Origin of the sequence: Pseudomonas sp. SIMBA_068 (genome assembly GCF_046534705.1) — a bacterium.
Classification (GTDB): Bacteria; Pseudomonadota; Gammaproteobacteria; order Pseudomonadales; family Pseudomonadaceae; genus Aquipseudomonas; species Aquipseudomonas putida.
This window is the reverse complement of record NZ_JAWRYI010001173.1, coordinates 1-250: the sequence shown is the minus strand read 5'-3', so window position 1 is coordinate 250 and position 250 is coordinate 1. Positions and strand designations below refer to the sequence as shown.

General features: G+C 54.0%; 1 protein-coding gene. It reads left to right on the top strand.

The window, feature by feature from the left end; translation table 11 throughout:
- Positions 1–250 (top strand): trehalase family glycosidase (locus tag SB756_RS33230; protein WP_410913655.1); only part of this gene is annotated, 250 nt, incomplete at both ends.

Sequence of the window (250 nt, the reverse complement as noted above, 5' to 3'; positions counted from 1 at the left end):
GACATTAGCTGGCACTTCCTGACCAATGTTCAGCACACCTATGACCGGGAGAAAAAGCTGGTGGAAAAATATGATGTCAGCACCACCGGAACGGGGGGCGGCGGTGGCGAATATCCATTACAGGATGGCTTTGGCTGGACCAATGGCGTGACGCTGAAAATGCTGGATTTGATCTGCCCGAAAGAGCAACCGTGTGACAATGTTCCGGCGACGCGTCCGACCGTTAAGTCAGCAACGACGCAACCCTCAA